The sequence below is a fragment of the Rhodococcus sp. 11-3 genome (genome assembly GCF_023704055.1).
GTDB classification, from domain to species: Bacteria; Actinomycetota; Actinomycetes; order Mycobacteriales; family Mycobacteriaceae; genus Rhodococcus; species Rhodococcus aetherivorans.
Genome location: NZ_CP080406.1, coordinates 5,446,166 through 5,468,846 on the forward strand (window position 1 = coordinate 5,446,166; position 22,681 = coordinate 5,468,846).

Sequence of the window (22,681 nt, forward strand, 5' to 3'; positions counted from 1 at the left end):
ACTCGGCCACCTCGGCTCACGGGATGCCGTAGGCGCGGTGGTCGGCCTCGCGGAGCGCGCTCACGTAGTCGCCCCGTCCGCGGCCGGTCCCGTCCGCGCCGGGCGGCACGGCGAGCATCCCCCGGAACTCGTCGACGCTGCGATACCCCTTGCGGCGCATCCACTCGCGCACGCCGTCGAGCAGGACGGCGGCGTACTCGGGACCGTGGCGCAGCAACGCCGAGGCGGACTGCACGACGTCCGCGCCGGCGAGCAGGTACTTGATCACGTCGGTGGCGTCCTCGACGCCGGTGGTCGCGGCCAGGTCGGCACGCACCCGTCCACGCAGCAACGCGATCCAGGTCTGCGGCAGCCGGGTTTCCGCGGGGGTCGAGAGGGTCACGGCAGGCACCACGGTGAGGGTTTCGGGATCGATGTCGGGCTGCAGCAACCGGTTGAACAGCACCAGCCCGTCGGCCCCGGCCTCGTCGAGGCGAAGCGCCATCTCGGCGATCGAACTGAACTGGGGGCTCACCTTGACCGCCACCGGCACGGTGACGGCGTCCGCGACCCGGGCCAGGACGTCGAGGTGCCGTTGTTCGACGTCCCGGCCGCTGATGTGCGGATCACCGGGCAGGTAGTAGATGTTCAGCTCGATCGCGGCCGCACCGGCGTCCTGCATCGACCGGGCGTAGCCCGCCCACCCGCCCGGGGTGACGCCGTTCAGGCTGCCGATCACCGGGACGGTGACCGCCTGCGCGGCGCGTTCGAGCAGACTCAGGTAGCGGCGCGGTCCGTGGTCCTCGACGGCTTCCTCCGGAAAGTACGACAGGGACTCGGCGTAGCTCTGCGAACCGTGCTCGGTCAGTGCCGCATTGCGCTCCGCTTCGCGCAGCAGCTGCTCTTCGAACAGCGAATAGAGCACCACCGCACCGACGCCTGCCCCGGCGAGCCGCCGGACACCGTCGACCGTGCGGGACAGCGGGGATGCCGCCGCCACCAGTGGGTTCGGCAAGGCCAGGCCCAGATACCGCGTCGACAGGTCCATCAGCGGTCCTTGCGGGCGTCGGCGGTGAAGTGGTGCGACCCTTGCGACGCCATGTCCTCGTACCGGTCCCAGCGCTGAGCGATCGCCTCCTCGGAGAGGCCGAGGAGCCGGTCGTATTCCGCCGGATCGGTGTTGGCGAGCGCGCGGTACCGCAGTTCGCGGCTGCGGTAGTCCTCGAGCGGAATCCTCGGCCGGTGCGAATCGAGCAGGAACGGATTCTGCCCGGCCGCCCGCAACACCGGGTCGTAGCGGATCAGCGGCCAGTGCCCGCTGGCCACCGCGCGGTACTGCTGGTCCATCCCGTGACGCATGTCGATGCCGTGCGCGATGCACTGACTGTAGGCGATCACGAGCGAGGGTCCCTCGTAGGCTTCGGCTTCCCGCATCGCCTGCAACGTGTGTTGCGGATCGGCGCCCATCGCGACCCGGGCGACGTAGACGTTGCCGTAGGCGATGGCCTGCAACGCGAGATCCTTCATCGGCACCGTCTTGCCGCCGGCGGCGAACTTCGCGACCGCCCCGAGCGGGGTGGCCTTGGACATCTGCCCGCCGGTGTTGGAATACACCTCGGTGTCGAGGACGAGGACGTTGACGTTGCGGCCGCTGGCCAGGACGTGGTCGAGGCCCCCGGCACCGATGTCGTAGGCCCAGCCGTCGCCGCCGACGATCCACACGCTGCGCCGCACCAGGTGGTCGAGCACACTGCGCAGGTCGGCGGTTACGGCGGGATCCAGCTCTGCGAGCAGGGTTTCGAGTTCGGCCACCCGCTCCCGCTGGGCGCGCAGCTCGGACTCGCGCAGTTGCGGCGCCGTCAGGATGTCGTCGACGAGGTCGGCACCGATCGCCTCCCGCAGTTCGGTCAGGCGCCGCCGGGCGAGCCGGGTGTGCTCGTCGGCGGCCAGCCGGAACCCGAGCCCGAATTCGGCGTTGTCCTCGAACAGGGAATTGGACCAGGCGGGGCCGCGTCCGTCCGCGTTGGTCGTCCAGGGGGTGGTGGGCAGATTGCCACCGTAGATCGACGAGCAGCCCGTGGCGTTCGCGATCATCAACCGGTCGCCGAACAGCTGGGAGAGCAGCTTGAGGTACGGGGTCTCCCCGCAGCCCGCGCAGGCGCCGGGAAACTCGAACAGCGGCTCGAGGAACTGCGTTCCGCGGACGGTGCCGAAGTCCACCCGGGCCCGGTCGGCCGTCGGCAGCGTCTCGAAGAAGGTGATGTTCTCGCGTTCGGGGGCCACCCGCGGTTCGCGGGGGGCGAGGTTGATGGCCTTGGTCACCGTCGCGCCGGGGGCCACGGCAGGACAGGCCTCGACGCACAGCCCGCATCCGGTGCAGTCCTCGGCGTAGACCTGCAGGGTGTACCGGGCATCCGGCAGGCCCACAGCGCCCAATGCCGCCGAGCCGAACTGCTCCGGGGCACCGTCCAAGTGGGACTTGTCGTAGAACTTGGTACGGATCACGCTGTGCGGACAGACGAAACTGCAGTTTCCGCACTGGATGCAGGTGTCCGGGTCCCACACCGCGACCAGTTCCGAAATGTTGCGCTTCTCGTAGGCGGTGGTGCCGCTCGGGTAGGTGCCGTCCACGGGAAACGCGCTGACCGGCAAGGCGTCCCCGCGCCCGGCCATCATCTCCGCGGTGACGGTGCGGACGAACTCGGGCGCGTACTCGGGCACGATCGGCGCCGGCACCCGCGTGGTGGTCACCCGGTCGGGCACATCGATCCGGTGCAGCTCTTCCAATGCCCGGTCCACCGCGGCCAGTTCGCGCCGCAGCACGTCGGCTCCGCGGTTGCCGTAGGTCTTCTCCACCGACTTCTTGATCCGGGCGACGGCCTGCTCGCGCGGCAGCACATCCGAGATCGCGAAGAAGCAGGTCTGCAGCACGACATTGATCCGCCCGGCGAGCCCGACCTCACGAGCGATCCGGCCCGCGTCGACCGCATACAGCGTGATCCGTTTGTCGAGGATCTGTTCCTGGACCCGGCGGGGCAGCGCGTCCCAGACCTCGTCCGGCCGGTGTCTGCAGTTCAGCAGGAGGGTCGCTCCCGGCGCGGCCGGCCCCAGGACGTCGATCTTGTCGAGGAATCGGAACTGATGGCAGCCGACGAGGTCCGCGCGGCTCACCAGATACGGTGCGCGGATGGGCCGTGGCCCGAAGCGCAGGTGCGAGACGGTCTGCGAGCCGGACTTCTTCGAGTCGTAGACGAAGTAGCCCTGCGCGTGCAGGTGCTCCTCGTCGCCGAGGATCTTGATGGTGTTCTTGTTGGCCCCGACGGTGCCGTCGGAGCCCAGGCCGTAGAAGATCGCCCGCACGGTGTCGGAGGATTCGATGTCGAAGGACGGGTCGTAGGTGATGCTGGTGCCGGACACGTCGTCGTCGATGCCGACGGTGAACCGGCGCCGGGGCCGCTCGCGGGCGAGCTCGGTGAAGACGCCGGCGACCATGCCGGGCGTGAATTCCTTCGACGACAGGCCGTAGCGTCCGCCGCAGACCCGGGGCATGACGGCCCGCTCACCGTCGGCATGTGCCTCGGCGAGGGCCGCGACGACGTCGAGATACAGCGGCTCGCCGAGCGAACCCGGTTCCTTGGTGCGGTCCAGCACGCCGATCGTGCGCACCGTCGCCGGCAGCGCCGCCGACAGCGCCTCGGCGGGGAAGGGCCGATACAGCCGCACCTGCACCACCCCGACCCGCTCACCGCGGGCGGTGAGCGCGGCGGCGGTTTCGGCCGCGGTGTGCGCCCCGGAACCCATCAGCACCAGCACCCGTTCCGCCTCGGGGTGCCCGGTGTAGTCGACGATGCGCATGTCGCGGCCGGTGCGCTCCCCCAACCGCGTCATCAACTCGTCCACCACCGCCGGAACCCGGGCGTAGAACGGGTTGACCGTCTCACGCGCCTGGAAGTAGGTGTCCGGGTTCTGCGCGGTGCCCCGGATGAACGGCCGCTCCGGCGACAACGCGCGTCCGCGGTGCTCGCGGATCAGCTCCTCGGGCACCAGGGCCCGCAGGTCGTCGTCGGCCAGCGTCTCGATGGTGTTGAGCTCGTGCGAGGTGCGGAAGCCGTCGAAGAAGTGCACGAAGGGCACCCGCGTCCGCAGGGTGGCGGCCTGCGCCACCAGCGCCAGATCGTGCGCCTCCTGCACCGAGGCCGAGGCGAGCAACGCGAACCCGGTCTGGCGCACCGCCATCACGTCCGAATGGTCACCGAAGATCGACAGTCCCTGCGCGGCCAGGGACCGGGCGGCGACGTGCATGACCGCCGAGGTCAGCTCGCCGGCGATCTTGTACATGTTCGGGATCATCAGCAGCAGCCCCTGCGACGCGGTGAACGTCGTCGCCAGTGCCCCGCCCTGCAGCGCGCCGTGCAGCGCGCCCGCCGCGCCGCCCTCGCTCTGCATCTCCACCACACTCGGCACGGTGCCCCACACGTTCGGCCGGTGCCGGCTGGACCATTCGTCGGCCAGCTCGGCCATCGCCGACGACGGGGTGATCGGATAGATGCAGCACACTTCGTTGAGCCGGTAGGCAACCGACACGGCCGCCTCGTTACCGTCCACCGTGGCACGCGTCATGTCGGCTCCGGAAACATCTCGATGGCGTGGACCGGGCACTGCTCGAAGCACTCTGCGCAGCCGGTGCACTTGTCGTAGTCGTACCGGTAGCCGTGGCCGGCACCCAGCTTGACGATCGCGTCCTCCGGGCACGCGCCGAGACAGCCGTCGCACTCGAAGCAGTTGCCGCACGACAGGCACCGGCCCGCCTCGAACGTCGCCGCCTCGGCCGATACCCCGCCGACCACCTCGTCGAACCCGGAAACGCGTTGCTCGACAGGCAGTTCGGGCTGCACCCGCCGATCCGCGTCGGCGAAGTACCACAGGTGCAGCTGGTCGAACGTCGCGATCGGATGCTTGGCAGGCCGCTCGTCGGGCACTCGGCGCAGCCAGGCGTCGATGTGGTGTGCCGCCTTCTTCCCGTGCCCCACCCCCACCGTCACGGTGCGCTCGCCGGGCACCATGTCGCCGCCCGCGAACACCCCGGGGCAACCGGTCATCAGCGACCCGTCCACCCGCACGCTGCCGTCGCGCTCGAACTCGACTCCGGGCAGCGTGCGCATGAACGCCGACTCGGTCTCCTGGCCGATCGCCATGATCAGGGTGTCCGCGGCCAGGGTCTCGAAACGTCCGGTCGGCCGCGGACGACCGGACTCGTCGAGTTCCATGACCTCGACCTGCAGTTCGGGACCGTCGAAGGCGGTGACCGTGCGCAGCCAGTTGATCCGTACGCCTTCGCGTTCGGCGTCCTCGGCTTCCTCCTCGTGGGCGGACATCTGCTCGCGGGTGCGGCGATAGACGATGACCGCGTCCTCGGCCCCGAGCCGGCGGGCCACCCGGGCCGCGTCCATCGCCGTGTTGCCGCCGCCGTAGACGGCAACGTGCCGCCCGACGGCCGGGGGTTCCCCGGCGGCGACACCGCGCAGGAACGACACCGCGTCGATCATCGTGCCCGCGTCGCAGGCCGGGATATCGACCCGTTTGGCCAGATGCGCGCCGACCGCGACGAAGACCGCGTCGAAACCACCCTCGGCGCGTTCCGCCGCGAGGTCCTCGACCCGGTGGTTGCAGGTCAGCTCCACGCCCAGCGCCGCGACCCGCTCCAGTTCCGCCTCGAGCACGTCGCGCGGAAGCCGGTAGTTCGGGATGCCGTAGCGCATCATCCCGCCGGGCTCGGAGCCGGCGTCGCGGATCTCGACGTCGTGGCCGCGGCGGGCGAGGTGACAGGCAGCGGACAGCCCGCTCGGTCCGGCACCGATCACCAGTACCCGCTTGCCGCTGCGGGCGGGCGGCGGCTCGAACATCCAGCCCTGCTCGCGCGCCCGGTCGCCGAGAAACCGCTCCACCGAATGGATGGACACGGCGCTGTCCAGAGTGGCGCGGTTGCAGACGGATTCGCAGGGGTGGTAGCACACCCGGCCGTGGATGGCGGCGAACGGATTGTCGGCGACCAACTGCCGCCAGGCCTGCTCGTAGCGGCCGGCCTTCGCGTGCGCCAGCCAGGCCTGGATGTTCTCCCCGGCGGGGCAGCGGGCGTTGCACGGCGGCAACAGGTCCACATACACGGGCCGACGCCGGCGCACCGGCCCCGCGCGGGGACGGCCGTGCACCAGATCCGGCAGCGGTGTGAGCTCCTCCGACGGCCGGGCCGGACGCCCGCCCGTCGCCCCGCCACTGCGCTCGTCGGCAGTCATCCCCTCACGATAGGGCTCCGGCCGGGTGTCCGGCACCGGATTGCGGCGGCACGGACGTGCCGACGACCCGTCTCCGACGGATCGGGCCCGCTACGGACGTGCGTCCGTAGCGGGCCCGTGGGTGTCGCTCAGCAGCACGTCGTCGCGGCGGGCGCCTTCTCGGTGCCGGTCGCCGGTTCTTGTTCGGCGGCGGTGCCGCAGCAGACTCCCTCCGAGTTCTCGCCCTGGTCGAGCAGCTTCGGGCTCGTGCCGAAGGTGTCGCTGTCGGCGAGGACGGTGTAGACCTCCCACTTCTCCCCCGCCGGGCCCGTGACCCACACCTTGTCCTGGGTGGCGAAGCAGCACGTGGTGCCGATCTCCTCGTCGGTGAACAGCCCTTCGTCCGTGAGGCGGGCGATTTCGGAGTGCACCTTTTCGCTCGACTCCACCTCCACCCCGAGGTGGTTGATCGAGCCGCCCTTGCCCGCGTTCTCGATCAGGACGAGCTTCAGCGGCGGCTCGGCAATCGCGAAGTTCGCGTAGCCGGGCTTCACCTTCGCCGGCTCGGTGCCGAACAGCTTCGAGTAGAACGTCACGGCCTCCTGCAGATCGTCGACGTTGAGGGCGAGCTGAACGCGGGACATGATGACCTCCACCTGTGAGACATACATCGAATTAGTACGCCCACTGTCACCCCCTTTTTGACATATGTCAAGAGGGGTGGATGATGGGGACATGCCCAAGGCGCTCCCGGTCATCGACGTCTCCGCCCCCATCTGCTGCGCGCCGGTCTCGGCCGCACCGATGAGCGAGGCAGCCGCCCTCGAGGTGGCGCTGCGGCTCAAGGCGCTCGCCGACCCGACCCGGATCCAGCTGATGTCGATCCTGCTCACCACGCGGGAGGACGACGTCTGCACGTGCGACCTGGCGTCGGCCGTGGGCCTGACGGAGTCGACCGTCAGCCATCACCTCGGCCAGCTCCGCAAGGCCGGGATGGTGCAGTCGACGCGCCGCGGCATGAACGTCCACCATCGCGCCTGCAACGAGGCTCTGCAGGCACTGCGTCTCGTCCTCGACCCCAACTGCTGCACGTGAGAGGGGCCGAATGTCACATGGGTTCGATCACATCGAACCCATGTGACATTCGGCCACACAGCCCCCGGCTCACACCGCGCCGAACAAGACCTGTGCGTTGTCCCAGCACACCGCGCGGACCCATTCGCTGCCGAGACCGAGCCGTTCGACCGCCTCGAGCTGATGGACGTACGGGTACGGGATGTTCGGGAAGTCGCTGCCGAACAGCACCTTCGAGCCCAGTGCCTGCAGCCGCGGCAGCTCGTCCTCCGGGAACGGCATCGACTCCTGCGTGAAGTCGGTGAACGCCATGGTGGTGTCCAGGTGCACCCGCGGGTACTTCTCCGCCAGATCGAGGAACTGGCGGTACTCCGGCATGCCCATGTGCGCGACGATCAGCGCCAGCCGCGGGAACCGTTCCAGCAGCGCGGCGATCGGTCCGGGCCCGGTGTGCGTCCCCGGAGCCGGTCCCGATCCGCAGTGGATCACGATCGGCACGCCGGCATCCTCGAGCAGTCCCCACACCGGGTCGAGCAGCGGGTCGTTGGGGTCGTAGTCGCCGACCTGGATGTGCGACTTGAACACCCGTGCCCCGTGCTCGAGTGCCGCGGCCACGTAGCCGGCGGCGTCGGGCTCGGGATAGAACGTCGCAGTGTGCAGGCAATCGGGGGTGCGGGCCGCGAAGTCCACCGCCCACGCGTTCAGCCACGCGGCCATCGCGGGCTTGTGCGGATAGAGCATCGCCGTGAACCGGCGGACCCTGAAACCCCGCAGCCGCTCGACGCGCTCCTCCTCGGCGTGCCGGTAGGTGATGGGCCACGCCCGGCCCACCAGCGGCCCGGCGGAGTCGAAGTAGCTCCACACCTTGTCCATCACGTTCGACGGCATGAAGTGGGTGTGCACGTCGATAAGGCCGTTGAGGCCGTGCCGGGCCCGGAAGTCGGCCACCTGCTGCGCTTCGTCCATCACCCGAAGGTAGCGACCCCGTCGCCGGTGCGTCTTTTGGGCTGCCCCAGCCGCCCGAAGGACACACCGGCGCCGGAGGCGCCTCAGAAGTACACAGCGATGCGACGGCCGTCGATCTCGTGCACGGCGATGTCCATGTCGTACACCTTGCGCAGCACCTCGGGCTGCAGGATCTCGTCGACGTCGCCGTCCGCGACGACGGCGCCGTCGCGCATCGCGACGATGCGATCCGAGTGGCACGACGCGAAGTTGATGTCGTGGATCACCAGGATCACGGTCTTGCCCATCTCGTGGGCCATGCGTCGCAGCAGCTGCATCATGTGTTGCGAGTGCTTCATGTCCAGGTTGTTGAGCGGTTCGTCGAGCAGCACGTAGTCGGTGTCCTGCGCGAGCACCATCGCGACGAACGCGCGCTGCCGCTGTCCGCCGGAGAGCTGGTCGAGGAAGCGGTGCTCGAGCCCGCCCAGGCCGGTGTACTCGAGGGCGCGGTCGACCGCGTCGTGGCAGGCCGCCGAGAGCCGGCCCTTCGAATGCGGGAATCGCCCGAACTCGACGAGTTCGCGCACCGACAACCGCACCGCCGTGGTGTTGTCCTGGCGCAGCACCGACAGCTTCTTCGCCAGCGCGTCCGAGGGGGTGGCCCGCAGGTCGAGCCCGTCGATGCTGACCGATCCGGCGTCGGTGTCGAGCAGCCGCGCGACGATGGTCAGCAGTGTCGACTTGCCGGCGCCGTTGGCACCGATGATCGACGTGAGGCCGCCGCGCGGGACGTCGAGGTCGACGGGCCCGAGCACGGTGGTGCCGGCGTAGTTCTTGGCGAGGTCCCGAACGGTGATCACAGGCGCGCACCCCTCACGAGCAGGGAGATGAAGTAGATGCCGCCGACGAAGTTGACGACGACGATGAGGCTCGAGTTGTAGTCGAGCAGCCGGGCGAGGACGAACTGCCCGCCGACCAGGGCGACGATCGCGACGAGCGTCGCGGCGGGCACCGTCCAGCGGTGCCGGAACGTGCCGACGAGTTCCCGGGCCAGGTTGGCCACCAGCAGCCCGAGGAACGTGATGGGCCCGACGAGCGCTGTAGACACCGAGACCAGCACCGCGACGACGATCAGCGCGCGGGTGACGACGCGCCGGTGGTCGACGCCGAGGCCGATCGCGTGCTCGCGGCCCAATGCGACGACGTCGAGCTGACGCAGCAGCGGCACCGAGAACGCCGTCGCCGCGACGACGAGCAGGGCCGACACGGCGAGCAGGTCGACCTGCACGTTGTTGAAGCTGGCGAACAGCACGTCCTGCAGGGTCATGAAGTCGTTGGGGTCGATCAGCCGCGACACCAGCGACGACAGCCCACCGAACAGCGCGCCGAGCACGATGCCGACGAGCACCAGCACGTACAGGTCGCGGGATCCGCGGTCGAAGAGCCATCGGAACAGCACGAGCGCGAAGCCGACCATGGCGAGCACCTCGACCCCGAACTTCAGGCGCGGATCCAGTGTCGCGAGGGCGCTCGCGCCGAACAGGAACACCACGAGGGTCTGCAGCAGCATGAACAGGCTGTCGAAACCCATCACGCCCGGGGTGAGGATGCGGTTGTTGGTGACGGTCTGGAAGATCACCGCGGCGAAGGCGGTGGCGTAGCCGACGAGCACCATCGACAGCACCTGCCGGCCGCGGATCTTCATGGCGAAGTCCCACGAGCCGGTGACGAAGAGGAACAGGTAGGCGCACACCGCCAGTGCGGCGACGACGGCGAGCACGACGAGCACACGGGCAGGGTTCCGGCGACTCGTCACGGCGGGTGCGGCGACGGCCGGGCTCATCGCGCACCTCGCCGGGTGCGCAGGATCAGCGCGATGAACACGACGGCGCCGACGACGCTCGCGACGGTGCCGACCGGGATCTCGTACGGGTAGCGGAGGACGCGGCCGACGACGTCGCACGCGAGCACGAATCCGGCGCCGGCGAGCGCGGTGATCGGCAGGACGCGGCGCAGGTTGTCGCCGAGCGCCAGGGTGACAAGGTTGGGCACGACGAGACCGAGGAACGGGATGGCGCCGACGACGACGGTGACGACGGCGGTGGTGACGGCGACGACGACCATCCCGATGTTGATCACCAGCTGGTACGGGACGCCGAGGTTCTTCGCGAAGCCCTCACCGAGGCCGGCCACGGTGAAGCGGTCGGCGTACAGATAGGCGACGGCCATGACGGCGACGACGACCCAGATGATCTCGTAGCGGCCGCGCAGGATGCCGGAGAAGTCACCGCTGGTCCAGGTGTTCAGGGCCTGCATCAGTTCGAGCCGGTAGGCGAAGAACGTGGTGACGGCCATGACGACGCCGCCGAACATGAGGCCGACGAGCGGCACGACGATCATGTCGGTGAACCGGACGCGGCGCAGGAGCCGCAGGAACAGGAAGGTGCCGACGAGGGAGAAGGCGACGGCGACGAGCATCTTGCCGAGCACGGACTGTCCGCCGAGGAACAGGGTGGCGACGAGGATGCCGAGCAGGGCCCATTCGACGGTGCCGGCGGTGTCCGGCGCCACGAACCGGTTGCGGGTCAGGTGCTGCATGATCAGGCCGGACACGCTCAGGGCGGCGCCGGCGAGCAGGATCGCGATCAGGCGGGGCACGCGCGAGACGAAGAACACCTCGAGGGTCGCGGTGTCGCCGCGCAGCAGGTCGGCGGGGGTGACGTCGGCGACGCCGACGAACAGGGACGCGAAGGCGGCGACGGCGAGCAGCGCCGCGCCGATCAGGACGGGACGCAGACGCGCGGCGGGGCCGGCGGCCGCACGCGGGGTGCGGTCGCCGGCCCTGCCGGTCGTTACCGGGGAGCTCACGGGCGGGAGGCGGTCATGCCGCCGCGGCCTTGCCGACGGCCTGCCCGACGACGTCGATCTGCGACTGGACGGAGCTCAGCGCGCTCGGCGCCATGTACCAGGTGTACAGGTCGAGGTAGGTGATCCGGCCTTCCTTCGCGGCGGTGGTGCCGCCGACGAGCGGGTTGTCGAGGACTCGGGACGCGTTGGGGCCGGTGGTGTCGCCGAGGGGTGCCTCGCGGTCCTGAACGAACATCAGGTCGGGGTCGGCCTGGGCGATGTACTCGAAGGACACGGCGTCACCGTGGGCGACGTCGTCGGCGAAGGTCTCCGACACGGGCTTGACGCCGAGGTCGTGGATGATCCCGTACCGGGAGCCGGGTCCGTACGCGGTGACCTCGGCGGCCTCGACGCGCGTGATGAGTCCCCGCAGGTTCGCCTGTGCGGCGGCAGCGGACACCGCGTCGAACGACGCCTCGATGCCGGCGAACTTCTCCTCGAACGCGCCCTCGGCGCCGAAGATGGTGGCGAGGTTGCGGTTCTGCTTCGCAACGCTGGCGAGGAAGTCCTTGGCGTCGACGGAGAGGTCGACGGTCGGGGCGATCTCGCTGAGCGCGTCGTAGCTGGTGGCCGACCGGGCGGCGACGATGATGAGGTCGGGCTCGAGGGCGTTGACGGCCTCGAAGTCGGGCTCGAACAGCGAGCCGACCTTGGCGACGTCGTCGCCCCGGTAACGCGCGAACGATTCGGGCCAATTCGTGAGCGCGGGGACGCCGACGGCGTCGGGCAGGTCCAGGTCGATCATGGACTGCAGCACGCTCTGGTCGAAGACCACGACCCGTTCGGGATCGACGGGCACCTCGGTATCGCCCTGGGCGTGACTGATGACGACGGTCTCGCCGGTCTCCGCCGCGGTGTCGGAGGAGGTGTCGGAGGAGCAGGCGGAAAGCCCGAGCGAGGCGGCCGCGACTAACGCGACGGCGGCGGACAACCGGATACGCATGGGCAATCTCCTTGAAAATTGAACTTCCGAGGTAGACGGAGCCACCCGCGCAGCCCCACCCACCGCCTCGAACTCAGCCAAGCGTTGCCTAACTTAGCATGCCTTTACTTACTGTTGGCAAGGGTCGTGTCGCCCCACGGACGAGCGCGCCGCCACTACGGTCGGACCCATGACCTCCACCACGTTCTCCGCCTGGGTCGCGCGCGAGCACGACGACGCGATCGACTTCGCCCCCGAGACCGTCGACGAGACGATGCTGCCCGACGACGGCATCACCGTCCGCGTCCTGCATTCGAGCATCAACTACAAGGACGCCCTCGCCGTCGTCCCGCGCGGCGGCGTGGTCCGCAACTACCCGATCATTCCCGGCATCGACCTCGCCGGTGAGGTCGTCACCTCCGATCACCCCGACTTCGCGCCCGGGGACCGGGTCCTTGCGCACGGCTACGAGATCGGCACCGGCCGCCACGGCGGCTACGCCGAGTACGCCCGCGTCCCCGCCGACCAGCTCGTCCGGCTCGGCGAGCTCTCCACAGCCGACGCCGCCGCCATCGGCACCGCCGGATTCACCGCGGCGCTGAGCGTGCAGGCCCTGCTGCGGCACGGCCTGACCCCGGACGACGGGCCCGTCGTCGTCACCGGCGCCTCCGGCGGCGTGGGCACCGTCAGCGTCGACCTGCTCGCCGCCGCCGGATTCGAGGTGGTCGCCTCGACCGGCAAGCCGGAAGCCCACGACCTGCTCACCGAACTGGGCGCCGCCTCGGTGATCGGGCGGCTGCCCGAGGACCCCGACGCGAAGCCGCGACCGCTCGGCAAGGCGATCTGGGCCGGGGCCGTGGATTGCGTCGGCGGCGCCACACTCGCCCACGTCCTCAGCACCGTCCAGTGGGGCGGCGCGGTCGCCGCCAGCGGACTCACCGGCGGCGCCGCCCTGCAGACCACGGTGATGCCCTTCATCCTGCGCAGCGTCGCCCTGCTGGGCATCGACTCGGTGCAGCTGCCCATCGGCCCGCGCCGGGCGCTGTGGGAGCGCCTCGCGGGCGACCTGCGGCCCCGGCACCTGGCCGACATCACCCGCCACATCCCCGCGCGAGAGCTGGTGCCCGCGCTCGACCTCGTGCGGGCCGGCAAGTTCACCGGGCGCGCGGTGATCGAGGTTGCCGGCGGATTCTGAGGGCTCGTCAGAAGAGGGTGAGCTCGACCTCCTCGACCACCTTCACCGTCCGGCGCACCGCCTTCTTCGCCCGCGCGGGTGCGGCGGTCGGCTCGGGCCGCGCAGCCGCGGCGGTCGGCTCGGGCCCGGCCGGTTCGGAGACGGGCGCGTTCGGGGCGGGCGGGGCCGCCGCCTGCGCGCGCGCCGCCTCGCCCGCGAGGGTGTCGGCGAGTTCGTTGAAGTGGTTGCCGACGTGTCCGCGCACCCACCGGAACCGCACCGGCCCGGACCGGTCGGCGAGGACGCGGTCGATGGCCTGGACCAGATCGAGGTTCTTCACCGGCGCGCCGGTCGCCGTCTTCCAGCCCTTGCGCTTCCAGCCCGGCAACCATTCCGAGGCGCACTTGATGGCGTACTGCGAGTCGGATTCGATGATCATCGGTTCCGGACCGGGATGGGCCTTCAGCGCCTCGAGCAGCGCCCGCAGCTCGGCGATCTGATTGGTGCCCGAGTGCTCCCCGCCCGAGCGGCTCGGTCCCTCGTGATTGACCCACGCCCATCCGATGGCGCCGCCCGGATTGCGAAGGCAGGAACCGTCGGTGCTCACGATGATCATGTGCCAGACCATATCCCGTGGCAGGGGCGACGTCGCGCCCGAGGCGCCGACGCGCCGCGGCTGCGCAGAAATCGCGGCACCCATCGGGGCAGTTTCAGGAAGCCAGTGCAACACCTGCGATCAGTTCGGCCAGTCTGTCACACGGCTTTCGCCACCCGAGGGTTTGCCGGGGCCGGAGGTTGAGCAGGCGTTGAGTTTCGGCGAGATCGGCGTCGCTGACCTCGTTGAAATTCGTGCCCTTGGGATAGAAGTCCCGGATCAGACCGTTGGTGTTCTCGTTGGTGCCGCGCTGCCACGGCGAATGCGGATCGCAGAAGAACACCCGACAGCCCGTGGCGACGGTGAACTGCGCGTGCGAGGCCATCTCGTTGCCTTGGTCCCAGGTGATCGTGCGGGTCAGCTCGGCGGGCAGGCCCTCGATCATACGAGTGAGCACGTCGATGACCGTGGTGCTGTCGCGAGTGCCGGGAAGCCGCCCGAGCAGCGTGTACCGGGTCGACCGTTCGACCAGGGTGACGATCCCGGAATTGTCCGGTCCTACCACCAGATCGCCTTCCCAATGCCCCGGCACCGCCCGGTCGGCCACCTCGGCCGGGCGGTCGCTCAACAGCGCCCCCTCGAGCCACGGCCGTTTGCTGCGGGCCGGCAGCTTCGACCGGGGCACCCGGGTGGTGCGCCCGGATCGCAGTGCCTTGACCACGGTCAACTCGTGCCGCAACGTTCCTTTGCCCTGCACGTAGAGGGCTTGGTAGATCGTCTCGTGGGACACGTGCATCTCCGGCTGCTCGGGGAACAGGATCTGCAGTTCCGCCGCGACCTGCTGCGGAGAGAACCGGTGATTCAACAGTGCCACGACCCGGCCTCGCAGGGCTGGGCCGGCGAGCTTGGCCGGTCGTGGACGGGGGCGCTGCGTCAACGCCCGGTAGTGGGCGAGTTCCGCGTCGTAGTGGCTCTCTCCCCAGTCCGTGACGCTGTGTGCCTCGAGCTCCCGCGCGATCGTCGACGGAGCCCTTCCCAGTTCCGCAGCGATCGCGCGTATCGACAGCGGTTGGGGCAGCGACAGCGCGGCCTGGATGAACGACCTGTCCGCCAGTGAGCCGACGGTAGGACCTACCCGGTGTCCGTGGTGGCTCGGCGTCCATCGGCACCGGCTTCACACCGCCGACATGCCCCAGGCAGATCTCCATGCCCGCACGCTCAGCCCACCGGTTCACCGTCGTTCTCGACACGCCCAGAGTATCGCCGAGCTCCAACGCGGATCGACCACGGGCCAACCCCCGATATGCCGCTGCTCGTGTCTCCCAGGGAATCTTCCTCGTCACCAACACACCCTTCGACTAGGGGTGTTGCGTTGGCTTCCTGAAACTACCCGGCGTGTCGGCGCGAGAAGCGCACGCTCGGCGGGTCGCCGCCTTCGATCCGCACCTCGTCGCACGGTCACCTCGTCGCACAGTACGGTGGACCGGTGCCCGCCCCCGCTCCACCCAGCACCGGCGCGCTCGTCGTCCGCGCCGAGCTGCCCCGGCCGGTGGACGTCGCGCTGACGTTGCAACCCCTGCAGCGCGGGCCCTACGACCCTTGCCATCGCCGCGACGGGCAGGCCGTGTGGCGCACGTCCCGGTTGGCGTCGGGGCCGGTCACCTACCGGCTCGTGCAGGACGGTCCGCGCGGCGTGCGCTGCCACGCGTGGGGTGCCGGGGCCGAGGAACTGTCGGCACACCTTCCCACCCTTCTCGGTGCCGAGGACGACCCGACCGGGTTCCGGCCCGAGCATCCGAGTCTGGCCGAGGCCCATCGCCGCCTGCCGGCCCTGCGGATCCCGCGCACCGGCCGCGTCCTCGAGGCCCTGGTCCCGGCGATCCTCGAACAGCGGGTGCACAGTGTCGCCGCGTTCGCGTCGTGGCGGCGGCTCGTCACGTGGTTCGGCGACGTCGCGCCCGGTCCGGCACCGGAGGGGATGCGGGTGCCCCCGGCCGCCGAGACGTGGCGCCGCGTCCCGTCGTGGGAGTTCCACCGCGCCAACGTCGACCCCGGCCGGGCCCGGACCGTCGTGAGCTGCGCCCGGCTGGCCGACCGCCTCGAGCGGCTCGTCGACCTCGCGCCGGCCGAGGCGCAGCGGAAGCTGCGCTCGATCCCGGGCGTGGGCGTATGGACCGCCGCCGAGGTCGCGCAGCGCGCCTTCGGCGACGCGGACGCGCTGTCGGTGGGCGACTACCACCTCGCGACGATCGTCGGCTGGTCGCTGCTGGGCGCACCACTCGACGACGCCGGCATGGTGAAGTATCTGGAACCGCTTCGGCCGCACCGTTATCGAGCGGTGCGACTGATCATGGCGACCGGCGGGGCGAGGCGGGTCCCGCGACGGGGACCACGCACGCCGATCACCGATCACCGCGGGCGCTGAGCAGTTCCCCCGCGCCGGTCGCGCCGCCGGGGCCGGAATCGTCGGCCCGGTACCGCGGGGCTGCGCTGCCGCGGCGCCGACGGCTGACCGTCGGATTTCCGGCCGTCGAACCGTACCCTGGTGGCATGTCCGACCCAGACATTTCGACCGCGCCCACGAGGCTCGAGCGGCTCCCGAGCTGGCTGCTGACCCAATCCGCCCGCCACGTGCACCGGGTGGTGGTCGACCGGCTCGGCCAGGCCGACGCCCGCGGCTACCACTACCGCGCGCTCGCGGCACTCGAGGAGTACGGCTCGCTGTGTCAGACGGATCTCGGCCGTCGCGCGGGGATGGACCGCAGCGACATCGTCGCCACCGTCAACGAGCTGGCCGACCGGCGGCTCGTCGACCGCAGCCCCGATCCCACCGATCGGCGCCGCAACATCATCAGCGTCACCCGCCGCGGGCGGCAGCACCTGCGCACCCTCGACGACGTGCTCGTCGCGGCGCAGGACGAGGCGTTCGCGCCGCTCGACCCGACCGAGCGCGACCAGCTCGCCGTCCTGCTCGCGAAGGTGCTGGCCCACCACACCCGGCAGGCCGGCAGGTGAAGGGTTCCTCGCGGGAACCCTCCACCCGGGGCGGGCTCAGAGAGAGCGGGCGATGATCTGCTTCATCACCTCGTTGGCGCCTGCGTAGATCCGCTGCACGCGGGCGTCCTCGTACATCCGCGCGATCAGGTACTCGCGCATGTAGCCGTAGCCGCCGTGCAGCTGCACGCAGCGGTCGATCACCTCGCACTGCCTGTCGGTCAGCCAGTACTTGACCATCGCGGCGTCCGCGTCGTCGAGCTCGCCCTTCAGGTGCTGCTCGATGCAGTGATCCAGGAACACCTGGCACGTCCGGGCGATGGTCCGGCACTCCGCCAGCTCGAACGCGGTGTTCTGGAACTCGAACAGGCTGTGCCCGAACGCCTGCCGCTCCTTCGTGTAGCGGACGGTCTCCTCGACCGCGCGCTCCATCGCGCCGGCCGCCTGCGCGCCGATGATCAGCCGCTCCTGCACCAGCTGCGCCATCAGCTGCGCGAAGCCCTGCCCCTCGCTCCCGCCGAGCAGGTTCGCCACCGGCACCCGCACGTCGGTGAACGACAGCTCGGAGGTGTCGGCGCCGTGCTGGCCGACCTTGTCCAGCACCCGCCCGACCGCGAAGCCGGGGCAGTCGCGCAGGTCGACGATGAGCAGGGACACGCCCTTGGCACCGGCCTTGGGGTCGGTCTTGACGGCGAGCACGATGACGTCGGCCGACGAGCCGTTGGTGATGAAGGTCTTCGAGCCGTTGACCACGTATGTGTCGCCGTCGCGGATCGCGGTGGTCTTGATGGCCTTGAGGTCCGAGCCGGCGCCCGGCTCGGTCATGCCGATCGCGCCGAGGATCTCACCGGTTGCCATGCCGGGCAACCAGGTCCGCTTCTGCTCCTCGCTGCCGTACTCGAGGATGTAGTGGGCGACGATGCCGCTGTGCACCGAGATGCCCAGTGCGAGGTCACCCGAGTAGCCCTGCGCCTCGAAGACGGCCAGATCGTGGGCGAAGGTGCCGCCCCCGCCGCCGTACTCCTCCGGCACCGAGCACAGCAGCAGCCCGAGCTTGCCTGCGGCGAGCCACACGTCGCGATCGATGCGCCGCTGCGCGTCCCACTTCTCGGCGCGGGCCATCACCTCGCGCTCGAAGAAGTCACGGGCGAGTTCGGAGACCGCCTGTACCTCGTCGTCGTGCCAGGACGGCACGTGCTTCTTGACCATCGGTGTCCTTCAGCCTTCCGTCGCGTGTGACCGAATGTCACACCGCTCCACTTCGATCGAACTCATGTGACATTCGGTCACGTGGTGCGCAGCTCGCGCTTGAGCAGCTTGCCACTCTGGTTGCGCGGCAACGTGTCCACGAACCGGACGAGCTTCGGCACCTTGAACGGCGCGAGCCGCTGCTTGACGTGGTCGATCAGCTCGCGCTCGTCGACATCCGCGCCGTCGCGCAGCACGACGACGGCGGTGACGGCCTCGATCCACTTCTCGTCGGGCGTGCCGATGACCGCCACCTCGGCGACGGCCTCGTGGGTGTAGAGCGCGTCCTCCACCTCGCGGGAGGCGACGAGGATGCCGCCGGTGTTGATGACGTCCTTGATGCGGTCGACAACGGTGATGTAGCCCTCGGCGTCGCGCGTGACGAGGTCGCCGGAGTGGAACCAGCCGTCGCGGAACGCTTCCGCGGTGGCCTCCGGGTTGTCCCAGTAGCCCAGGCACAGCTGCGGCGACCGGTACAGCACCTCGCCGGACTCACCGTCGGGCACGTCGTTGCCGTCGGCGTCGACGACGCGGGTCTCGACGAACAGCACCGCCCTCCCGCACGACGACGGCCGGTCCTCGTGCTCCTCCGGGCGCAGAACCGTTGCCAGCGGACCGATCTCGGATTGGCCGAAGCAGTTGTAGAACCCCAGGTCCGGGTAGCGTCCGCGGAGCCGGTTCAGCACGGTGACGGGCATGATCGACGCGCCGTACTGGGCCTTGCGCAGCGACGACAGATCGCGGGTCTCGAGGTCGGGGTGGTTCGCCAGCGGCACCCACACCGTGGGGGCGAGGAACAGCGAGCCGATGCGCTCGGACTCGACGAGCCGGAGGATCTCCGGGATGTCGGGGGCGGGCAGCAGCGTGATCGTGGCACCGACGGCCAGGTACGGCATCATGAACACGTGCATGCCGGCCGAGTGGTAGAGCGGCATGCAGACCAGCGGGTTGTCGTCCGCAGCCAGGTCCAGCGCGACGATCGACGAGGTGTACTCGTGCACCAGCGCCCGGTGGGGCATCATGGCGCCCTTGGGCTTCGACGTGGTGCCGGAGGTGTAGAGCAACTGCACGAGGTCGGCGTCGGAGACGGTCACGTCGAGTTCCGGAACCTCGCCCGCGCACGCGGCGGTGAGCAGCGAGTCGTCGGCGTCGCGTAGCGGCAGGACGTGTTCGGCCGGGACGTCGGCGAGCACCTGCTCGAGGTTGCCGGCCAGGGCGGGGTCGACGAGGACGGCACGCGCCCCGGACTGACCGAGCAGGTAGCTCAGTTCCTCGCCGCGCAGCGCGTAGTTGATCGGCACGTGTACCAGGCCGGCCCGGGCGACGGCGAGGTACCCGACGACGTAGGCGTCGGAGTTGGTGCCGTACGCGGCGACGCGATCGCCCTGGTCCAGGCCCAGCGCGCGCAGCCGGGCGGCCGCCCGGGTGACCGCGTCGTCGAGTTCACGGTAGGTGAGGGTGCGGTCGCCGAACCGCAGGGCGGTGCGGTGGGGGAAGCGGGCGGCGCTGCGGTGCAGCACGCCGTCGACGGTGTTCGCGCGCGGGTCTGAGCTCATGATCGGACACGTTATAGGACGTCCAACCAATGGTCCAGACTTAACGCTCGATAAGCCTAGCGGCCCTGCCATACGGGACGGCGCTTCTCCACGAACGCGGTCATGCCCTCCTGCGCGTCGCAGATCATCGCGTTGGTCGCCATGGTCTCGGCCATCGCCTCGTAGGCCTGTTCCTGCGGCAGCTCGATCTGCCGGTAGAAGGCCTCCTTGCCGATCCGCACCGTCGCCGGCGACGCCGAGACGATCTTCGCGGCCAGCGCGGCGGTCTCGGTTTCCAGCGCCGCCGGGTCGACGACGAAGTTGACCAGCCCCCAGTCCGCGGCCGTCTCCGCATCGATGGTTTCGCCCGTGAGCAGCATCTGCATGGCCCGCTTGCGCCCCACCGCGCGGCTGAGCGCGACCATCGGCGTGGAGCAGAACAGGCCGATCTTCACCCCCGGGGTGCCGAACACCGCGTCCGACGACGCGACCGCCAGGTCGCACGACGCCACCAGCTGGCACCCGGCCGCGACGGCCGCACCCTGCACCGACGCGATCACCGGCTGCGGCACCGACTGCACGGTCTGCATCATCTCGGTGCAGGTGTCGAAGATGACCCGCTCGTCCTCGAGGGTGCGGCCGATCATCTCGCGCAGGTCGTGACCGGCGGAGAACACCGGTCCCTCGGCGCGGATCACGATCACCCGGGTCGTGGACTCCGCGGACAGCGCGCGCAGTCCCATCGTGACCTCGCGCATCGCCGCCGCGGACAACGGGTTTCGCTGATCGGGACGGTTCAGGGTGAGCAGGCCGATGCCGGAGGCCTCGTCGACGGCGATGAGAACGGCGGCGGGCTGGTCGGTGCGCGTGTCGGTCATGTGCTCCTGCCTACACGACCCCGACGGGGGTGGCCACCCCCCGAACGTGGGTGAGCAGTCGCAGCAGCGCGGCCGCCACCTCGTCGGCGCGCTCGACGATGAGCGAGTGCCCCGCGCCGTCGACCCGCACCAGTTCGGCGGCCGGCAGCCGCGCGGCGATGGCCCGCGAATGCGCGAACGGGGTCAGCTCGTCGGCCGACCCGCCGACCACCAGGACCGGGATCGCCGCGAGCACGGCCAGCGCCGCCGACTCGTCCAGCACCGCGAACGCCGCTAGGAAACGCGAGAGCGTCACGATCGACGTCTCGTTCGTCAGGGTCGTCGCCAGCGAACGCGCCCACGAGTCCGTGGTGCCGCGACGGACCACCGGCGCGCACATCCGCCCGCCGACGCGCATCGATCCCTGCATCACCCGCGGTGCCCGTCGCACCGCGCGGTGCAGCACGGACACCGCCGGGTGCCGCAGGTAGCGGCCGAGCCCCAGGTCGGCCAGGCCGCTCGCCGCGGTCGCGACGAGCGCGGCGGCGACGACGCGGCTGCCGATCGCCTCCGGGTACAGCCGTGCGTAGGCCATCGCCACCATCCCGCCCATCGAGTGCCCCGCCAGCACCACGGGCCCGCGGGGCACGACGGTGCGCAGCACGGCGTCGAGGTCGTGGGCGAGCTGCTCGATGGTGTACGTCTCGGGCGCGCCGACCCCCGACCGGCCGTGACCGCGCTGGTCGTAGGCGACGATGCGGACCGCCGCGCCGGCCTGCCCGGCAAGGCGCTCGCGCACCGCCGACCAGCTGTCGGTGCGCAGGCAGTGCCCGTGCACCAGCACGACCGTGACGGGCGCGTCGGCGGGTCCGTGCACCCGTACCGACAGGGGCAGGCCGTCGTCGGCGGCGACGGTCACCCGACGCAGATCCGGTCCAGGCATCGCGGCCTCCCAGCGGTCGATCTGCCCGGAATGTCGTCGGTGCCCGACGGGGACGTTACCGCCGCGACCGAATCGTGACGACGCTGGGCGCCGAACCGATCGGCACGGAACTGCCGCACGGGTCCCGGACAGTGGCGCGCTCAATTCGCGGTCGACCGCCCCGGCGCGGATCCGGTACTCAGCGTGGGGCGAGGGCCCGGATCATCTCCGTAGGATCGCCCGCGGTGGTCATCGCGATCACGGGGGTGGTCACACCCGCCTCGACGTACCGTTCGATGTGCTCCCGGCACGCCTCCGGCGGACCGTGCACGACCAGCTGATCCACCACGTGATCCGGGATCGCGGCGAGGGCCGCCGACCGCTCCCCCTCCCCCCACAACCGCCACATGCCCTCGAAATCCTCTCTGCGGCCCAGGAATTCGTGGAAGGCACGGTAGACGGGGACGTTCATATAGGCGGCGATCATGCGGCGGCCGATGCTGCGGGCGGTCTCGGCGTCGAAGCCGGGCAGCACGAAGATGCGGGCGACGATTTCCTTGCCCGCTCCGCCCTCGTGCACGTACGGCGCGACGGTGCGCACGTCGTCGGCCGAGAGCCAGTTGACGATCGCACCGTCGGCCTCGCGTCCGGCGAGGCGCAGCATGCCGGGCCGCAGGGCGGCGAGCAGCAGGGGCGGGGCGGGATCGGGGACGAGGCCGGCCCGGAACCCGCTGACCTCGAACGTGTCGTACTTGTGGGTGACCTTGTCACCGGCGAGCGCGGCGCGCAGGAACTGCAGCGTGTCGCGGGCCCGCTTGAACGGCTCCTCGAACGGGGTGCTGTTCCACTTCTCGACGATCACGTTGGACGAGGTTCCGACGCCGAGGACGAAGCGGCCCGGGGCGGCGGCGGCGAGAGTGGCCGCGGAGATCGCCAGGGTGGCCGGGCCGCGCGTGAACACCGGGACGATCGCGGTGCCCAGGCGCAGCGTCGGTGCCCACACGCTCGCCAGCGCCAGGGGCGTGAAGGCGTCGGCCACGCTGCTCTCGGACGACCACACGTCGGTGTAGCCGAGGTCGGGCAGTTCGGCGATCAGGTTTCGCTGATCCGGCAGGGAAATGCCGTCGAGGGGGATCGTCAGGCCCCAACGGCGCGGCGTCGCATCATCGCTCATACGCCACACCTTAGGCTGCGCCGGTGCGTCCTTCGGGCTGCCACGACCGCCCGAAGGACACACCGGTCCGTATGCTGGCCCGT

General features: G+C 70.4%; 20 protein-coding genes. 4 read left to right on the forward strand and 16 right to left on the reverse strand.

The genetic code is table 11. The features are described from left to right. Nucleotides 1-16: 16 nt before the first annotated feature. From KZJ41_RS25115 to KZJ41_RS25130, 4 genes are all read right to left on the reverse strand, one after another. Nucleotides 17-1,027, reverse strand: coding sequence for a dihydroorotate dehydrogenase-like protein (locus KZJ41_RS25115; protein ID WP_043797962.1), 1,011 nt, complete (start codon nt 1,025-1,027; stop codon nt 17-19). After that, nucleotides 1,027-4,599: a pyruvate:ferredoxin (flavodoxin) oxidoreductase gene (gene nifJ, locus KZJ41_RS25120; protein ID WP_102799534.1), complete on the reverse strand. Its 3,573-nt coding sequence runs from the start codon at nt 4,597-4,599 to the stop codon at nt 1,027-1,029. The genes KZJ41_RS25115 and nifJ overlap by 1 nt, the downstream gene beginning before the upstream one ends. Next, nucleotides 4,596-6,272: an NAD(P)-binding protein gene (locus KZJ41_RS25125; RefSeq protein WP_161997090.1), complete on the reverse strand. Its 1,677-nt coding sequence runs from the start codon at nt 6,270-6,272 to the stop codon at nt 4,596-4,598. The genes nifJ and KZJ41_RS25125 overlap by 4 nt, the downstream gene beginning before the upstream one ends. Before the next feature lie 128 nt (nt 6,273-6,400). Then, nucleotides 6,401-6,895 carry an ArsI/CadI family heavy metal resistance metalloenzyme gene (locus KZJ41_RS25130; protein WP_029546394.1) on the reverse strand — a complete coding sequence of 165 codons (495 nt, stop codon included), beginning with the start codon at nt 6,893-6,895 and terminating at the stop codon, nt 6,401-6,403. A gap of 91 nt (nt 6,896-6,986) precedes the next feature. Between KZJ41_RS25130 and KZJ41_RS25135 the strand changes: the two genes are divergently transcribed. After that, complete coding sequence (locus KZJ41_RS25135; protein ID WP_006935749.1) at nt 6,987-7,346, forward strand: Rv2640c family ArsR-like transcriptional regulator; 360 nt, start codon at nt 6,987-6,989, stop codon at nt 7,344-7,346. Nucleotides 7,347-7,415: 69 nt separating this feature from the next. On the opposite strand, the gene KZJ41_RS25140 is transcribed toward KZJ41_RS25135, so the two are convergent. The 5 genes from KZJ41_RS25140 to KZJ41_RS25160 all read right to left on the reverse strand — a co-directional run bounded on the left by KZJ41_RS25140 (nt 7,416) and on the right by KZJ41_RS25160 (nt 12,120). Then, nucleotides 7,416-8,291: an amidohydrolase family protein gene (locus tag KZJ41_RS25140; protein WP_044475904.1), complete on the reverse strand. Its 876-nt coding sequence runs from the start codon at nt 8,289-8,291 to the stop codon at nt 7,416-7,418. Between the two features lie 83 nt (nt 8,292-8,374). Then, nucleotides 8,375-9,130 carry an ABC transporter ATP-binding protein gene (locus tag KZJ41_RS25145; RefSeq protein WP_102799533.1) on the reverse strand — a complete coding sequence of 252 codons (756 nt, stop codon included), beginning with the start codon at nt 9,128-9,130 and terminating at the stop codon, nt 8,375-8,377. Then, nucleotides 9,127-10,113: an iron chelate uptake ABC transporter family permease subunit gene (locus KZJ41_RS25150; protein ID WP_251549793.1), complete on the reverse strand. Its 987-nt coding sequence runs from the start codon at nt 10,111-10,113 to the stop codon at nt 9,127-9,129. The genes KZJ41_RS25145 and KZJ41_RS25150 overlap by 4 nt, the downstream gene beginning before the upstream one ends. Further along, nucleotides 10,110-11,138, reverse strand: coding sequence for an ABC transporter permease (locus tag KZJ41_RS25155; RefSeq protein WP_006935724.1), 1,029 nt, complete (start codon nt 11,136-11,138; stop codon nt 10,110-10,112). Before KZJ41_RS25155 ends, KZJ41_RS25150 begins: the two co-directional genes overlap by 4 nt. Nucleotides 11,139-11,151: 13 nt before the next feature. After that, complete coding sequence (locus tag KZJ41_RS25160) at nt 11,152-12,120, reverse strand: siderophore ABC transporter substrate-binding protein (protein WP_006935723.1); 969 nt, start codon at nt 12,118-12,120, stop codon at nt 11,152-11,154. 169 nt (nt 12,121-12,289) lie between these two features. Between KZJ41_RS25160 and KZJ41_RS25165 the strand changes: the two genes are divergently transcribed. Next, complete coding sequence (locus KZJ41_RS25165; RefSeq protein WP_006935722.1) at nt 12,290-13,294, forward strand: acryloyl-CoA reductase; 1,005 nt, start codon at nt 12,290-12,292, stop codon at nt 13,292-13,294. A gap of 7 nt (nt 13,295-13,301) precedes the next feature. Here KZJ41_RS25165 and KZJ41_RS25170 read toward each other — a convergent pair whose 3' ends face one another. Both KZJ41_RS25170 and KZJ41_RS25175 read right to left on the reverse strand, forming a co-directional pair. Beyond that, nucleotides 13,302-13,889, reverse strand: coding sequence for a ribonuclease H (locus KZJ41_RS25170; RefSeq protein ID WP_231772393.1), 588 nt, complete (start codon nt 13,887-13,889; stop codon nt 13,302-13,304). 94 nt (nt 13,890-13,983) lie between these two features. Continuing rightward, nucleotides 13,984-14,982, reverse strand: coding sequence for an IS30 family transposase (locus KZJ41_RS25175; protein ID WP_306430622.1), 999 nt, complete (start codon nt 14,980-14,982; stop codon nt 13,984-13,986). A gap of 372 nt (nt 14,983-15,354) precedes the next feature. Here KZJ41_RS25175 and KZJ41_RS25180 point away from each other — a divergent pair, with 372 nt between their 5' ends. Together KZJ41_RS25180 and KZJ41_RS25185 are read left to right on the forward strand one after the other, a co-directional pair. After that, the gene (locus tag KZJ41_RS25180; RefSeq protein ID WP_251549795.1) at nt 15,355-16,293 is read left to right on the forward strand and encodes a DNA-3-methyladenine glycosylase; all 939 of its coding nucleotides are present in this window, start codon (nt 15,355-15,357) and stop codon (nt 16,291-16,293) included. A 125-nt stretch (nt 16,294-16,418) separates the two neighbouring features. Beyond that, the gene (locus KZJ41_RS25185) at nt 16,419-16,883 is read left to right on the forward strand and encodes a MarR family winged helix-turn-helix transcriptional regulator (protein ID WP_006939806.1); all 465 of its coding nucleotides are present in this window, start codon (nt 16,419-16,421) and stop codon (nt 16,881-16,883) included. A 36-nt stretch (nt 16,884-16,919) separates the two neighbouring features. On the opposite strand, the gene KZJ41_RS25190 is transcribed toward KZJ41_RS25185, so the two are convergent. From KZJ41_RS25190 to KZJ41_RS25210, 5 genes are all read right to left on the reverse strand, one after another. Then, nucleotides 16,920-18,071, reverse strand: coding sequence for an acyl-CoA dehydrogenase family protein (locus tag KZJ41_RS25190; RefSeq protein ID WP_006939807.1), 1,152 nt, complete (start codon nt 18,069-18,071; stop codon nt 16,920-16,922). A gap of 77 nt (nt 18,072-18,148) precedes the next feature. After that, nucleotides 18,149-19,666, reverse strand: coding sequence for an acyl-CoA synthetase (locus KZJ41_RS25195; protein ID WP_102800124.1), 1,518 nt, complete (start codon nt 19,664-19,666; stop codon nt 18,149-18,151). A 56-nt stretch (nt 19,667-19,722) separates the two neighbouring features. Further along, complete coding sequence (locus KZJ41_RS25200; RefSeq protein WP_102800125.1) at nt 19,723-20,523, reverse strand: enoyl-CoA hydratase; 801 nt, start codon at nt 20,521-20,523, stop codon at nt 19,723-19,725. Nucleotides 20,524-20,533: 10 nt separating this feature from the next. Further along, complete coding sequence (locus KZJ41_RS25205; protein ID WP_006939810.1) at nt 20,534-21,421, reverse strand: alpha/beta fold hydrolase; 888 nt, start codon at nt 21,419-21,421, stop codon at nt 20,534-20,536. A 202-nt stretch (nt 21,422-21,623) separates the two neighbouring features. Further along, the gene (locus tag KZJ41_RS25210) at nt 21,624-22,598 is read right to left on the reverse strand and encodes an LLM class F420-dependent oxidoreductase (RefSeq protein WP_065922004.1); all 975 of its coding nucleotides are present in this window, start codon (nt 22,596-22,598) and stop codon (nt 21,624-21,626) included. Nucleotides 22,599-22,681: the final 83 nt, after the last annotated feature.